The organism is Acidovorax sp. LjRoot66 (genome assembly GCF_964253305.1).
GTDB lineage: Bacteria > Pseudomonadota > Gammaproteobacteria > Burkholderiales > Burkholderiaceae_C > Acidovorax.
Genome location: NZ_CAXUQU020000001.1, coordinates 6,298,857 through 6,313,423 on the forward strand (window position 1 = coordinate 6,298,857; position 14,567 = coordinate 6,313,423).

Here is a 14,567-nt window from a genome sequence, read left to right on the forward strand (position 1 = left end):
GCTCAGGCAGCGCGGCGGGCTTGCACTGCGGCCGAAAGGTCGGCCAGCGATTGCAGCGAATCATCCCAGCCCAGGCAGGCGTCGGTGATGCTCAGGCCGTAGGTCAGCGCAGCAGCGTCGTCCTTGCCGGGCGTGAACTTCTGGGCGCCGGCCGTGAGATGGCTCTCGATCATCAGACCGAAGACGCTGCGCGAGCCGCCGGCGATCTGACCGGCCACGTCGCGTGCCACGTCCATCTGCTTTTGGTGCTGCTTGCTGCTGTTGGCATGGCTGCAGTCCACCATCAGGGTGGCGGGCAGCTTGGCGGCTTCCAGGTCCTTGCAGGCGGCGGCCACGCTCTCGGCGTCGTAGTTGGGTGCCTTGCCGCCGCGCAGGATGACGTGGCAGTCCTTGTTGCCGTTGGTGTTGACGATGGCGACCTGGCCGTTCTTGTGCACCGACAGGAAGTGGTGGCCGCGGCTGGCGGACTGGATGGCGTCGGTGGCGATGCGGATGTTGCCGTCCGTGCCGTTCTTGAAGCCGATGGGCGCCGATAGGCCCGAGGCCAGCTCGCGGTGCACCTGGCTTTCGGTGGTGCGTGCGCCAATGGCGCCCCAGGAGATCAGGTCGCCGATGTACTGGGGCGAGATCACGTCCAGGAACTCGCTGCCCGCCGGCACGCCCAGGCGGTTGATGTCGATCAGCAACTGGCGTGCGATGCGCAGGCCTTCGTCGATGCGGTAGGTCTCGTCGAGGTAGGGGTCGTTGATCAGCCCCTTCCAGCCCACGGTGGTGCGGGGCTTTTCGAAGTACACGCGCATCACGATCTCCAGCGTGTCCTTGTACTGCTCGCGGACCGCCTTGAGGCGGCGCGCGTATTCGATCGCGGCGGCCGGGTCGTGGATGGAGCAGGGGCCGATGATCACCAGCAGGCGGTCGTCCTCGCCGGCCATGATGTTCTGGATGTTCTTGCGGGTCTGGGTGATCAGCGTTTCCACCGGCGTACCGCTGATGGGGAAAAAGCGGATCAGATGCTCTGGAGGAGGCAACACGGTGATGTCCTTGATACGTTCGTCGTCGGTCTGGCTGGTTTTCTCGACGCTGCGGTACCAGGAATCGCTGGTGGGGTTGGTGTGGGCCGTCATGTTGTCTTCCTCGTGGGCTGGATGGATGGAAATGGGGGAGGGCAGAAAAACAAAAACCGCCGGGCTTTGCAGCGTCGGCGGTTGGTATGGGGAGGTTGTGTGTGCTTGCGCGTTCGCCTCTCATCCGCCGGGGACTGAGATAAAAAACCAAAAATAAAACGCGCTGCGAACTTGCATGGGATTCAATGTAGCACAGTCTTGCCGCATTGCAGCAACCCCTGTGCGTTGCGAAGATGCAACGCCACAGCGGCCTGCCGGGCGATCCGGGACGACGAGAGGGGCTGAAATATCCAGCCGGAGATCAACTTCTCCAGCGCCGTAGCCAGGCGGCCGCACGCTGCAATGCCGAGCGCGGTGGCGGCTCGTCGCCGGGCAGCTCGCTCACCGGCTCGCTCTGGTGCTCATACATGTCCACCAGCAGCAAGGCCTCGCCCAGCGTGCGCCAGGCGAGCAGCTCGAATTGGTCGAAGCAGGCACTTTCGCGGGTATTGCGCTGCTCCAGCGCCTGCTGCCAGGCGGTGACGGCATTGCGCAGCTCGCGCAGGGCGCGCTGGTAGGCGCCGAACTCGTAGAGCGCATGCCAGGCCGAGCCCAGGCCGGTGAGAAACAGCTGGTGCTCGCGCGCACAGTGCGACAGGCTCACCACCCGGCGCGTGATGGCCGCCGTATCGGTGCTGGTGCGGCGCGTGCGCACCGCCTCGTCGATGTGGTTGGACAGGCCACTCAGGCTGTCGCGCAACTGGCGCGAATCCTCGTCGGCCACGCTCTCGCGCAGAAACCGGCTGATGTCGCCAAACGACTGGAGTGTGTGCTGCAGACTGGGGCGCGTGGCAGGCATGGAGAGATTGTGCGCCGCGCAGGCCCTGCGCGGCTAAGTGCAAGCCCCAGGCATGCCATTTGGCGGGTGAAGACCGGCCAATTGCGGGCAATGGGTGGCACCGATGGCGTGGGCACGCAACACTGCATGCCCTGCCCGGACCTGCCACCCTGGGCGGCAGGTCCGATCAGGCCGTGCCGCCGACCGTCAGACCTTCGATGCGCAGCGTGGGCTGGCCCACGCCCACGGGCACGCTCTGGCCCTCTTTGCCGCAGGTGCCCACGCCGCTATCGAGGCGCATGTCGTTGCCGATCATGGTCACCTTCTTGAGCGATTCTGGGCCGCTGCCGATGATGGTCGCGCCCTTGACGGGGTACTGGATCTTGCCGTTCTCGACCCAGTAGGCTTCGCTGGCCGAGAACACGAACTTGCCCGAGGTGATGTCCACCTGGCCGCCGCCGAAGTTGGAGGCATACAGCCCCTTCTTGATGCTGGCGATGACCTCGGCCGGCTCCTTGTCGCCGCCCAGCATGTAGGTGTTGGTCATGCGTGGCATGGGGATATGGGCATAGCTCTCGCGCCGGCCGTTGCCGGTGGGCGCCACGCCCATCAGGCGCGCGTTGAGCGAGTCCTGGATGTAGCCCTTGAGGATGCCGTCCTCGATCAGCACGTTGCGCTGGCTGGCATTGCCCTCGTCGTCCACGTTGAGCGAACCGCGGCGGTCGGCAATGGTGCCGTCGTCCAGCACCGTGACGCCCTTGGCCGCCACGCGCTGGCCGATCCGGCCGCTGAAGGCGGAGGAGCCCTTGCGGTTGAAGTCACCCTCCAGCCCGTGGCCGATGGCCTCGTGCAGCAGGATGCCGGGCCAGCCCGAGCCCAGCACCACGGTCATCTCACCCGCCGGGGCCGGGCGCGATTCGAGGTTGACCAGGGCCGCGTTCACGGCCTCGTCCACATACTGGCCCATCTGCTCGTCGTCGAAATAGGCCAGGCCGAAGCGGCCACCGCCGCCGGCCGAGCCCATTTCGCGGCGGCCATTCTGCTCGGCGATCACCGTGACCGACAGGCGCACCAGCGGGCGCACGTCGGCGGCCAGGGTGCCGTCGGCACGCGCCACCAGCACCACGTCGTATTCGCTGGCCAGGCCGGCCATGACCTGGGCCACGCGCGGGTCCTTGGCTCGGGCGCGCTTTTCCAGGCGCTCAAGCAGGGCCACCTTGGCCGTGCTGTCAAGCGTGGCGATCGGGTCCACGCCAGGGTAAAGGCTGCGGCTGGTGGCGATCTTCTGCGACGCCACCTTCACCCGGCCGGCCTGCGATGCCGCACCGATGGTGCGCACGGTGCGCGCGGCGTCGAGCAGCGAGGCCTCGGAAATATCGTCGGAATAGGCAAACGCCGTCTTCTCGCCGCTCACGGCACGCACGCCCACGCCCTGGTCGATGCTGAAGGAACCGGTCTTGACGATGCCTTCCTCCAGGCTCCAGCCTTCGCTGCGCGTGTACTGGAAGTACAGGTCCGCATCGTCCACCTGGTGCGTGCGGATCTCGGCCAGCGCGCGCGCCAGATGGCTTTCATCCAGGCCAAAGGGTGCCAGAAGCAGTTGCCGGGCAACGTCGATGCGCTGGGTGGTGGACGCACGCTGGGGCGCGGCAGTAGAGGAGCTGAAGGTCATGCAGCCATTTTAGGCGCGTGGGCAGGCCCCGTGCGGCGCAGGGGCACCGACCATCCCTGCAAGGCAGCGGGTGGGGTCAGGCGCTCTGGTCGTCGGCCACGGCATCGGGGGCATGGGCCTTCACCGATTCGATCCCCGCTTCGCGCGCTTTTTCGCCCGAGTAGCGCTGGCTCTGGCCGATGACCTGGCCGTTGCCGGCCTTGAGGGTGAAGTACGGCGAGCCGTCCTTGGCGCACAGGCGGCCGTAGCGGCCATCGTCGGCCGCATTCTTGCGCACCGATTCGATGCCGTTCAGAGCGCTGGCCCGGGATTCGTACAACTCGCTCGTGAGGATGACTTGGCCATTGGAAGCCAGCAGGTTGAAGACGAACTTGTCGTTCCTGGACTTCTTGAGCTCGAACTTGGACGCCATGGGAGCACCTCCGTGGGGTTGTCGAAACAGTAGAGCCCCTTGTAACCCCAAGCGCCCGCCGTGGCAATGGCGCAAGCCCCCGCTCCCGTCCCCGCGCTATGCCTGCATGGCGGGCGGTGCGTCCTTGGGGTCCGCGCGCTGCGAGCGCGCCACCGACATCAGAATGCCCAGTGCCAGCCCCAGCGTGACCATGGCCGTGCCGCCATAGCTGATGAAGGGCAGCGGCACGCCCACCACCGGCAGGATGCCGCTGACCATGCCCATGTTCACGAAGGCGTAGGTGAAGAAGATCATGGACACGGCCCCCGCCATCAGGCGCCCGAACAGGCTGGTGGCGCCCATGGCAATGGCCAGCCCGCGCCAGACCAGCAGCAGGAAGCAGGTGATGATGAAGAGGTTGCCCGCCAGGCCAAACTCCTCGGAGAAGGCGGCAAAGATGAAGTCGGTGGTGCGCTCGGGAATGAACTCCAGGTGGGTCTGCGTGCCGGCCATGAAGCCCTTGCCGAATACGCCGCCCGAGCCGATGGCGATCATGCCCTGGATGATGTGAAAGCCCTTGCCCAGCGGGTCTCGCGTGGGGTCCAGCAGGGTGCAGATGCGCTGCTGCTGGTAGTCGTGCAGCACCACCCAGCGCACCCCGTCGGCACACAGCTGGTCGCCCAGCAGCACCAGGACGGCGATGCCTGCACCGCCGATCAGTACCGGCGGCAGCACCAGTTTCCAGGGCAGGCCGGCAAAGAAGATCACCGACAGCCCTGCGGCCAGCACCAGCAGCGAGGTGCCCAGGTCGGGCTGCTTCATGATCAGCCCCACGGGAATGGCCAGCAGCAGCCCCGCTGCCGCAAAGTCCAGCGGCCGCAAGGTTCCTTCGCGTTTCTGGAACCACCAGGCCAGCATCAGCGGCATGGCGATCTTGAGGATTTCGCTGGGCTGGATGACGATGCCCAGATTCACCCAGCGCTGCGCGCCCTTCTTGGTGATGCCGAACAGCGCCACCGCGATCAGCAGCGCCACCCCCGCCGCGTAGAGCGGCACGGCAAACACCATGATCTTCTGGGGCGGCACCTGGGCCACCATGAACAGGATGGCGCTGGCGATGAGCATGTTGCGCCCATGGTCCATGAACCGGGTTCCATGGTCGTAGCCCGAGGAATACATGGCCAGCAGGCCCGCACCCGCGAGCAGCATGATGATCAGCACCAACGGCAGATCGAACCCACGGAACAGGGGCGTGAAGCGCTGGGCAAGGGAGGGCTTTTCAAAAACGGCGGCCATCCCCCGATTATCGGGTGCCGGCCAGGGGCCAGGCCGCCCATGGCAGCTCAACCTGCCTGGCGAAAGGCCATCACGGCCTGGTTGCGCAGGGTACGCAGCAGCCCCAGGGCCTTGTCGTCCACCACGATGCCACCCGCCACCGACTGGTCGGCATAGATCAGCGCGAAGGTCTGGCCCTTCAATTGCAGGGGCAGCAGCAGGAAGGAGGGCGCGTTGAGCCCCGTGCGGTACCACTCGGGCAGGCGCGCGTGGATGCGCGGGTCGGTGGCATCGTTGATCAGCGTGTCCGCAGCGCGCAGGCAGACGGCAGCGAACAGGTCGCCCGGCACCTTGAGCGGCACCCGCATCGCGCGCACTGCGGCATCGCTGCCCTCGCCCAGGCCAAACCGACCCACCAACACTTCGGTACGGGCGTCGCGCAGGCAGAACACCATGCGCCGAAAACCCAGCGCACGGAACATGGTCTCCAGGATCATGCGCAACACGTCGTTGAGCGCAAAGGTGTCCACCATGGCATTGGTCACGTCCTGCACGCCGGCGGACAGCAGTTCGTTGACCTGGGCCACCGACACCGCCCCGCCGGCCTGCGAGGCCAGCACGGCGGGAAGGGGCTGCAGCTCGCCGACGCCGAGTTCATGGGGCGCCAGGGCATCCTCCGGCACGGCCGCGTCGCCATCCGCCGGGGGCGGCAGCTGGAGCAGGCGGGCGGCGGGCGTGCCCGGTGGCACGCGCAGCTCCAGGGTTTCGGCCAGCGACACCAGCTTGTGGCGCGCGCGCAAGGTGGCCTCGGCAATCGCGGCAGGAGACAGGGCCAGGGTGCGGCTGTAGCGCGTGCCCACACCCTGCATGCGCTCTTCGAGCCGAGCGGGGTCGCTGTGCAGCAGGATGTCGGCCACCTCGTTGGCCGCCAGCGCCACCCAGCGCAGGCGCTCCACGCCCTGCTCGGGCGGGCGCTGGGCGGGCGAGCCCAGGGGCTTGCGCATGCAGCGCTGCAGGCTCTCGGGCAGGCCCCAGACGCGCGCCACCCCGGTGCCCAGGTCCTCGAAACCCAGGCCCAGCACCTGCACGGCGGCGGCTTCCTCCCCGCCGTCGAGCCGGCCGCCGGCCAGGATGCGGCGCACCTCCTGCGCCTCCTCCGGGAAGTAGAAGCTGCACAGCATGCGCCCCAGGTTCTGGAACATGGCGCCGATGAAGGCCTCCTCGGCCCCCTGCCCGGGGCCACACAGCTCGGCCGCCACCGAGCCGGCCATCATGGAGCGCAGGAATTCCTCGCGCATCTGCTCGGCATGGGCCTTGTCCTGCATGTGGTCGAGCAGCACCAGGCTCATGGCCATGTTGCGCACGGCATTGAAGCCCACCAGGCTCACGGCGCGCGATACCGTGCTGATGGTGCCCCGCCCCGCATGGGCGTAGTGCACGCTGTTGACCAGGCGCAGCAGCTTGTGGGTCAGCGCCACGTCCTTGAGGATCTCGTGCGTGAGGTCGCTGATGCTGTCGTCCTCGGAATGCGCCACGCGCTGGATGCGCGTCACCGAATCGGACAGGGCCGGAAAATCGCTCTTGTGGCGCATGCGCCGCAGCAGAAAGTCGAGCGTGGCATTGCTGGCCGCCGTGGGCGCGCTGGCGGGCGCCGCCCAGGCGCGCAGGGCATCGCGCAATTCTGTGGCACCCGCGAACGGCGCGGCGCCATCCAGGCCCAGGGCGCGCTGCAGCAGGGTGCGCAAGCCCTCGTCCAGGGCGTCGATCAGCACCGCGGGCAGGGCGCGCCCTGCCTCGGCAGCGCCCACCCAGGGGCTGCCGGTGAGCAGATGCACCAGCACCCGGGCGGCCGAGCGCACGTCGTCTGCCGCGCTGGCCGATGCCTCCCCGGCAGCCAACGCCGGGGCATGCCAGCCAAGGCCCAGCAGCCGGGCGTGGCGCTGTGGGTCCATGGCGACATGGTCCAGATCCACCCGGCCGTGCACCACACCCGCCCCATGTGCGGCCTCCAGCGCATCGAGCAGGTCCACCACCAGCGCGACGGCATCGTGCGGTGTGCAGCGGCCCTGGCGTGCCAGGTGCTCGGCCAGCGTAGGGCCCGGCATCTGTTCGTGCACGATGTGGGGCTGGCGCGCGAGGACGTCGGCCTCCAGCACGGGCACGATGAAGGCATGGTTCAGGTGGGTGGCCCGTTCGGCCGCCTCAAGCCAGCGCTCGAATGCGGCCGCCGCTTGTGGCGGCGCCACCGCCCACTGCCGGATGGTGACCGGGCGCTGCCCGCGCCGGTCCAGCGCCCGCCACTGGGTGAATTGCCCGTTGGCCACCAGCACCTGCTGCAGCTCGAACCGCCCCTGGGGCGGCGGCACCCGGTCGCCGACCACCCAGGCGGAACGGCGGGCGGGGGAAAGCGGCGCAAAATCGGTCATGGTCGGGAGAATCAGGGCGGGGCGCGGTATCGCAGGCTGCGGCATACACTTTGCAACATCTTATGCCCGTGCAAGGGGTCCCAACGCAGTGATTCCCCTGCCCTGAGCGCTTGTTACACACGTTTCGGTTGCCTCCATCCATGAACCGCACCACCCACCTTCTCTATCTGCACGGTTTCCGCTCCTCCCCGCAATCGGCCAAGGCGCGGCAGATGGCCACCCATGTGGCGACCCAGCACCCCGGCGTGCATTTCTGGTGCCCGCAACTGCCGCCCTCGCCCCGCCAGGCCATGGACCTGGTGGAGCAGACAGTGGCCCATTGGCCCCGGGCTTCCAGTGCGGTGGTCGGCTCGTCACTGGGCGGTTTCTATGCCAGTTGGGTGGCGCAACAACTCTCCTGCCCGAGCGTGATGCTCAACCCCGCCGTGGACCCGGCGCGCGACCTTGCCCGTTACATCGGCGAGCAGACCAGTTGGCACGACCCGGCCGAGCGCTTCTTCTTTTTGCCCGGGTACATCGGCGAGCTGCAGGCGCTGGATGTGCGCGGAAAACCACCCGCGGGCCCCGAGCTGGCCATCATCGCCAAGGGCGACGAGGTGCTGGACTGGCGCGAAATGGTGGCACGCTACCCGGCGGCGCAATTGCAACTGCTCGACGGCGGCGACCACGCGCTCAGCGGTTTCGAGGTGCACCTGCCTCTGGTGGACTCATTCCTGCGGCTTTGAATTCGACGCGCGCGAGGCCGGCGTCTCCTTGTTCAGCCAGCGCGCATGGTCCTTGGGGTAGGCGATGCGGTAGCGGCGCAGGTGGTAGGCCGCCTCGTCGTCCCGGCCGAGCATGAGCGCGCTTTCGATGCGCTTCTCGATGACGCGGGGCTCGGGCGAGTAGTGCAGCAGTTCGCCCGAGAGCGCGTACACCTCCTGGGCCGTGGCCGGGGTGAGGGCCATGGCCGGCAGCCGGGCGAAATCCACCTGGTCCGAGAACAGCAGCGTGGGGGCCGTGGTCGCCGGGGTCATGTCACGGTAGGCCGGGTCGCGCCGCTCAGGCACCTTGTAGAGCTGGCTGATGCGATGGTAGTCGTGCGCCACCCAGGCGATCAGCAGGGCACCCGCCACCAGAACCATGGCCGTGGCGCCCAGCACTGCCGGCGAAGGGGGCTCGGCCGGGCGGCGGCGCGGCCACAGCAGCACCAGCGCCAGCAAGGCCGCCAGCTGGAAGGGCCCGTACCACAGCGGAAACTCCAGCATGCTGTGCGCGCCGATGATGGCCAGGATGCCCCAGGCCAGTTGGCGCAGCGGATCCGTCTCGCTCCAGGGCCGTGCCTTCACGATGAAGGCCAGCGCAGCGCCGCACAGCAGCACGGCGGCCGGCAGCCCCAGCTCAACGGCCAGGTGCAGGGGCAGGTTGTGGGCATTGTCCAGCAGCACACAGAAGCGCTCGCCTGGGAACAGGGTGATGTAGTGCGCGTAGTCGAGTTCGTTCCAGCCCCAGCCTGTCCAGGGCTTCTGCGCGATCAGGGTGAGCACGTTGGACCAGAGCACACGCCGGCTGGTGCATTGGTGGCTATTGCCCGAGAAGCGGTTGAACAGGTCCTCGGCCTGCACCCCGCTCCAGGCGTGCAGCAGCACGGGCAGCAGCCATGCCCCCGCGATATACAGCGCCATCCCGCCCAGTGCCACCCCCAGTGCCAGCCGGCCGGTCGAGCGACGCCACCACAGGAGCAGGGCCACGATGATCAGCCACTGCACGGCCCCGGTACGCGAGACCGTGGCGGCGCTGGCCAGTGCCAAGATGGGCAGGGCCCAGCCGATGCCCACCCCCATCAGCCAGTCTGGCGCGGCCCGCACCCGTCCTTCCTGGCTGCGCGCATGCCACTGCGCCACCAGCCACACCAGCGCCCACACGCCCAGTGCCACCAGAGAGGCCTGCTGGTTGCGCTGGCGCAGGTTGCCCACCGCCTGGCCCGGGGTGGAGGCGTTGATCCAGGGCGCCATGCCCACATCGCCCCCGAAATACTGCACCAGGCAGATCATGCCCCCCACGACCGCAGCCAGCAGCAGCCCCAGCGCCAGTTGGTTCGCCGCCGTGGCGCCGCCGTCGCACAGGCCCGGATGGCGGCGCGAGCGCAGCGCCCGCTGCCATGCCAGCGCCGCCAGCAGCGTGGCGCAGGACCACGAGGCCAGCAGCGGCCAGACATTGGTGGACGGCGGGGTGGTGACGGAAAACAGGAAGGGCAGGGCCACTGCCAGCAAAGTCAGCGGTGCGGCAATGGCATCGATCAGCATCAGGAAGACGGGGGAAGCGGGTTGCGCAGGGAAAGGGAAGCCGCGAATCATAGAGCCCCCGCGCTGCGGCGATCCGGCCATGCAGGCCAGGCCGTTCCCGGCGGCACCGGCCCTCCCCACCCCGGCAGCGCCCACAAGCCCTTATATTTGCACCCATCCCGCCCATCGTCCCCTGACCGGGTCTTGCACCACCGCCATGAACCACCCGCAGCACTCCTGTTCCCTGTATCGCCCGCAGGGCTTCACGATGATCGAGATGATGATGGTCGTCGCTGTCGTGGCCGTACTGGCCTTGATGGCCCTGCCCTCGTACCAGGACCGGATGCTGCGCACCCAGGTGAAGGAGGGCCAGGCCATGGTCGAGTTCGTCAAGCAGGCGGTGGCCGTGCACTACGCGCTCAAGAAAACCATGCCGACCGACAATGCCGCCGCCGGCCTGCCGCCCGAGGACCGCATCGTCAGCACCAACGTGGCCAAGGTCACCGTGGCCGGCGGGGCGGTGAACATCGTCTACGGCAACAAGGCCAACAAGGCCATCGCAGGCAAGATCCTGACCCTGCGGCCGGCCATCGTGCCGGATTTCCCGCAGGTGCCCATTGCCTGGGTCTGCGGCAAGGCCAAGGTGCCGAACAAGATGACCGCGCAGGGGACGAACGCCACGAACATCCCGGCCATTGCCACCCCCCTGGATTGCATGGGCCCGGCAGGATCCTGACCCGTCTCGCCAGAGACGGGGAGCGCCCCATGGGAGAATGCCGCCCATGCATGCATTGTTTGAAGAAGCCGGCAAGTTCATGGCCGGCCGTATCCTGTCCGAAGCCGAGAGCTCGGCCCAAGTCGAGCTCGATTCGGGCAAGCGGGTCAAGGTCAAGGCCGCCAACGTTCTGTTGAAGTTCGAAAAACCCGCCCCATCCGAGCTGGTGGCCCAGGCGCAGGCCGTGGCCGAGACCATCGAGCTGGACCTGGCCTGGGAGTTCGCGCCCGAGGACGATTTCGGCTTTGCCGACCTGGCGCGCGACTATTTCTCCGAGAACGCCACCCTGGTCCAGCAGGCCGGCGCGCTGTTCCGCCTGTACGAGGCACCGCATTACTTTCGCCGCGCGGGCAAGGGCCGTTTCAAGAAGGCACCGGCCGAGATCCTGCAGCAGGCGCTGGCCGCCATCGAGAAGAAAAAGGCCGTGCTGGCGCAGATCGACGAATGGGCCGCAGCCCTGGGCCGGGGCGAATGCCCGCAGCCCATCCGCGACCAGCTCTACAAGATCTTGTTCAAGCCGGACAAGAACGCGCCTGAGTACAAGGCCGTGGTCGACGCCAGCCGCGCCACGCACACCGCGCCCCTGGACCTGCTGCAAAAGGCCGGCGCCATCGACTCGGCCTACCAGTTCCACTGGAAGCGCTTTTTGTTCGAGAACTTCCCCAAGGGCACGGGCTTCCCGGCACTGACCGCCCCCCAGCCGCCGGACGACCTGCCGCTGGCCAGCGTGCAGGCCTATTCCATCGACGATTCGCAGACCACGGAAATCGACGATGCGCTGTCAGTACAAGGCCTGGGCACGGGCACCGTGGTGCTGGGCATCCACATCGCCGCGCCCGGCCTGGCCGTGCAGCCGGGCAGTGCCATCGACCAATTGGGGCGCGCGCGCCTGTCCACCGTGTACATGCCGGGCTACAAGATCACCATGCTGCCCGACGAGGTGGTGCAGATCTACACGCTGGACGAAGGCCGGGCCAACCCCGCCGTGTCGCTGTACGTCACCGTCAACGAGACCACGCTGGAGATCCTCTCCACCGAAACCCGCCTGGAGCGGGTGCCGGTGCTGGCCAACCTGCGCCACGACCAGCTCGACCACATCGTGACCGAGGCCTGGCTGACCGACCCCGCCGTGCAGGTCGAGGGCACGCCAGCGCGCGTATCGGAGCTGCGCGAGCAACTGTCCTTCCTGTTCCGCCTGGCCAAGAGCCTCAAAGCGCAGCGCGAGGTGGTGCGCGGCAAACCCGAGAACTTCAACCGGCCGGACTACAACTTCCGCCTGGTGGGCAACGACCGCGGCGAGCCCAACGGCTCGGAGACGGTGCAGATCACCACGCGCCAGCGCGGGGCGCCGCTGGACCTGATCGTGGCCGAGGCCGCCATCGTGGCCAACAGCACCTGGGGCAGCTGGATGGCCGAGCTGGGTGTGCCCGGCATCTACCGCAGCCAAGCCAGCATGGCGCCGGGCGTGAAGGTGCGCATGGGCACCAAGGCCTTGCCGCATGCGGGCATCGGCGTGAAAAGCTATTCCTGGGCCACCTCGCCGCTGCGCCGCTACACCGACCTCGTGAACCAGTGGCAGATCATTGCCTGCGCGCGCCACGGCAAGACGGCGGCGCTGGCCGCACCGTTCAAGCCCAAGGACGCCGACCTGTTCTCCATCATCAGCAGCTTCGACGGCGCCTACAGCGCCTACAACGGCTACCAGGCCGGCATGGAGCGCTTCTGGACGCTCAAGTACGTGCAGCAGAACGGGCTGACGGAGCTGACCGCCACCGTCTTCAAGGAAGGCCCGGGCGGCAGCTTCCTGGTGCGGGCCGACGATATCCCGCTGGTGTTCCCGGTGCTGGGTGCCCAGAACCTGCCGCGCGGCGCACGCCTATTGGTGAAGCTCGGCGAGATCGACGAAATCACGCTGGACATCCATGGCACGGTGCTGGAGCGCCTGGACAGCGACGAACCCGAAGCCGGTGCCGACGAGGCGGCGGAGGAGGACGACGAGACCGTGGCCGGCCCGATCGCCATTGCCGTGGACATGAACGAAGCCGAAGCGCCCGCCAGCGCTGATAATCTGACGCCGTGAAATTGCCTGCCTTCTTCCGCACCTTCAGCACGCTGCAGCTTGCGCTCGGCGTATCGATCGCCGTGCATGCGGCGCTCATCACCGTGCGCTTCATCGACCCGGAGGGCTTCAACCGCGTGTTCCAGGACACACCGCTCGAAGTCATCCTGGTCAATGCCAAGTCCAACGAGCGCCCCGAGAAGGCCCAGGCCATCGCCCAGTCCAACCTGGCAGGCGGCGGCGATGCGGAAAAAGGCCGGGCCACCAGCCCCCTGCCGTACTCGGCCCTGACGGCCATGGGCGACGATTTCGAAGAAGCCCAGCGCAAGATGGACGCGATGCAGGAGCAGCAGACCCAGTTGCTCACGCAACTGCGCAAGCAGCTGGCCAGCATGCCGCCCCCCGATCCGCGCAAGCCCAGCCAGAGCGCCGAGCAGTCGTCGCAGGACGAAAAGCGCCGCCAGTTGGTCAAGCTGCTGGCCGAGATCGAAAAGCGCATCAACGAAGAGAACTCGCGCCCCAAGAAGCGCTACATCAGCCCGGCCACGCGCGAAGAGGCCTATGCGATCTACTACGACGCGCTGCGCCGCAAGGTCGAGGACAAGGGCACCGAGAACTTCCCCGAGCAGGCCGGCAAGAAGCTCTATGGCGAGCTGACGATGATCGTCACCGTGAACCACGACGGCCGGGTGCTCGAGACCGAGATCGTGCAGGGTTCGGGCAATGCCACGCTGGACCGCCGGGCCGAAGCCATCGCCCGCGCTGCAGGCCCGTTCGGCACCTTCAACCAGGAAATGCGCGCCAAGGCCGACCAGATCGCCATGGTGGCGCGCTTTCGCTTCACCCGCGACCAGACGCTGGAAACCACCGTCCGCTGAACCCCCTTCGAGATGAGCCAAGCCACCGTCGACCTGTATTGCGTGATGGGCAACCCGGTGGCGCACAGCCGTTCGCCGGCCATCCACGCCCGCTTTGCCGAACTGACCGGCGAGCACTTGGCGTATGAGCGCCGCCTGGTGGCGCTGGACGGCTTTGCCGAGGGTGTGCGCGCGTTCGCAGCCCAGGGCGGGCGAGGCTGCAACGTCACCGTGCCGTTCAAAATCGAAGCACCGCTGCTGGCCACGCATTGCAGCGAGCGCGTGCAACTGGCCGGTGCGGCCAATACCCTGGCGTTTCGCCCAGACGGCAGCATCCACGCCGACAACACCGATGGCCTGGGCCTGGTGGCCGACATCACGCGCAATGCCGGCGTGGCCCTGCAGGGCCGCGATGTGCTGCTGGTGGGTGCCGGTGGCGCGGCTGCCGGCGTGCTCGGCCCGCTGCTGCAGGCCGGTGCGCGCCACATCGCCATTTCCAACCGCACCCTGGCCAAGGCCCAGGCGCTGGTGCAGTCGCACCAGGCCCTGGCCAAAGAGCTCGGCGCACAACTGGCGGCCAGCACGCTGGATGCCGTGGCCGGCGACTTCGACGTGGTGATCAACGCCACAGCCAGCAGCCTGGCGGGTGACGCCGTGCCCGTGTCGGCCAGCGTGCTGCGCCCCGGCGGCCTGGCCTACGACATGATGTACGGCCCTGCGGCCCAGGAGTTCCTGGACTGGGCTGCCGCCCATGGGGCGGTGCCGCGCGACGGCCTGGGCATGCTGGTGGAGCAGGCGGCCGAGGCCTTCGCGTTCTGGCGCGGCGTGCGCCCGCCCTCGGCCCAGGTGCTGGCCGAGCTGCAGACGCAACTGGCGCTGCAGCCCCGGCACTGAACCTGGCAAGAAA

At 68.0% G+C, this 14,567-nt stretch carries 12 protein-coding genes; 5 read left to right on the forward strand and 7 right to left on the reverse strand.

The annotated features are described in order from the left end of the window. Positions 1-2: 2 nt before the first annotated feature. The 6 genes from ACSQ3Y_RS29490 to ACSQ3Y_RS29515 all read right to left on the reverse strand — a co-directional run bounded on the left by ACSQ3Y_RS29490 (position 3) and on the right by ACSQ3Y_RS29515 (position 7,705). A complete protein-coding gene (locus ACSQ3Y_RS29490; RefSeq protein WP_057201704.1) occupies positions 3-1,124 on the reverse strand; it encodes a 3-deoxy-7-phosphoheptulonate synthase in 1,122 nt (373 codons plus the stop codon). A gap of 301 nt (positions 1,125-1,425) precedes the next feature. Next, positions 1,426-1,962 carry a hypothetical protein gene (locus tag ACSQ3Y_RS29495; RefSeq protein ID WP_057201703.1) on the reverse strand — a complete coding sequence of 179 codons (537 nt, stop codon included), beginning with the start codon at positions 1,960-1,962 and terminating at the stop codon, positions 1,426-1,428. A 166-nt stretch (positions 1,963-2,128) separates the two neighbouring features. Beyond that, on the reverse strand, positions 2,129-3,613 hold the full coding sequence (gene tldD, locus ACSQ3Y_RS29500; RefSeq protein ID WP_057201702.1) for a metalloprotease TldD: 1,485 nt from the start codon (positions 3,611-3,613) through the stop codon (positions 2,129-2,131). 76 nt (positions 3,614-3,689) lie between these two features. After that, positions 3,690-4,025 carry a YegP family protein gene (locus tag ACSQ3Y_RS29505; RefSeq protein ID WP_007854175.1) on the reverse strand — a complete coding sequence of 112 codons (336 nt, stop codon included), beginning with the start codon at positions 4,023-4,025 and terminating at the stop codon, positions 3,690-3,692. 96 nt (positions 4,026-4,121) lie between these two features. Continuing rightward, entirely contained in the window at positions 4,122-5,300 is a 1,179-nt protein-coding gene (gene rodA / locus ACSQ3Y_RS29510) for a rod shape-determining protein RodA (RefSeq protein ID WP_057201701.1), read from the reverse strand. A gap of 47 nt (positions 5,301-5,347) precedes the next feature. Next, a complete protein-coding gene (locus ACSQ3Y_RS29515; protein ID WP_436179746.1) occupies positions 5,348-7,705 on the reverse strand; it encodes an HDOD domain-containing protein in 2,358 nt (785 codons plus the stop codon). Between the two features lie 140 nt (positions 7,706-7,845). Between ACSQ3Y_RS29515 and ACSQ3Y_RS29520 the strand changes: the two genes are divergently transcribed. Continuing rightward, positions 7,846-8,430, forward strand: coding sequence for a YqiA/YcfP family alpha/beta fold hydrolase (locus ACSQ3Y_RS29520; RefSeq protein ID WP_436179747.1), 585 nt, complete (start codon positions 7,846-7,848; stop codon positions 8,428-8,430). Here ACSQ3Y_RS29520 and ACSQ3Y_RS29525 read toward each other — a convergent pair. Continuing rightward, on the reverse strand, positions 8,413-9,990 hold the full coding sequence (locus ACSQ3Y_RS29525; RefSeq protein ID WP_436179748.1) for a PglL family O-oligosaccharyltransferase: 1,578 nt from the start codon (positions 9,988-9,990) through the stop codon (positions 8,413-8,415). The genes ACSQ3Y_RS29520 and ACSQ3Y_RS29525 overlap by 18 nt on opposite strands. Positions 9,991-10,186: 196 nt before the next feature. Between ACSQ3Y_RS29525 and ACSQ3Y_RS29530 the strand changes: the two genes are divergently transcribed. From ACSQ3Y_RS29530 to aroE, 4 genes are read left to right on the forward strand one after another with little or no spacing between them, the layout of a single operon-like run. Further along, a complete protein-coding gene (locus ACSQ3Y_RS29530) occupies positions 10,187-10,705 on the forward strand; it encodes a pilin (protein WP_436179749.1) in 519 nt (172 codons plus the stop codon). 46 nt (positions 10,706-10,751) lie between these two features. After that, positions 10,752-12,824 carry a ribonuclease catalytic domain-containing protein gene (locus ACSQ3Y_RS29535; RefSeq protein WP_057269187.1) on the forward strand — a complete coding sequence of 691 codons (2,073 nt, stop codon included), beginning with the start codon at positions 10,752-10,754 and terminating at the stop codon, positions 12,822-12,824. Then, positions 12,821-13,681, forward strand: coding sequence for an energy transducer TonB (locus tag ACSQ3Y_RS29540; protein ID WP_436179750.1), 861 nt, complete (start codon positions 12,821-12,823; stop codon positions 13,679-13,681). The genes ACSQ3Y_RS29535 and ACSQ3Y_RS29540 overlap by 4 nt, the downstream gene beginning before the upstream one ends. Before the next feature lie 12 nt (positions 13,682-13,693). Beyond that, on the forward strand, positions 13,694-14,554 hold the full coding sequence (aroE, locus tag ACSQ3Y_RS29545) for a shikimate dehydrogenase (RefSeq protein ID WP_436179751.1): 861 nt from the start codon (positions 13,694-13,696) through the stop codon (positions 14,552-14,554). Positions 14,555-14,567 lie beyond the last annotated feature (13 nt).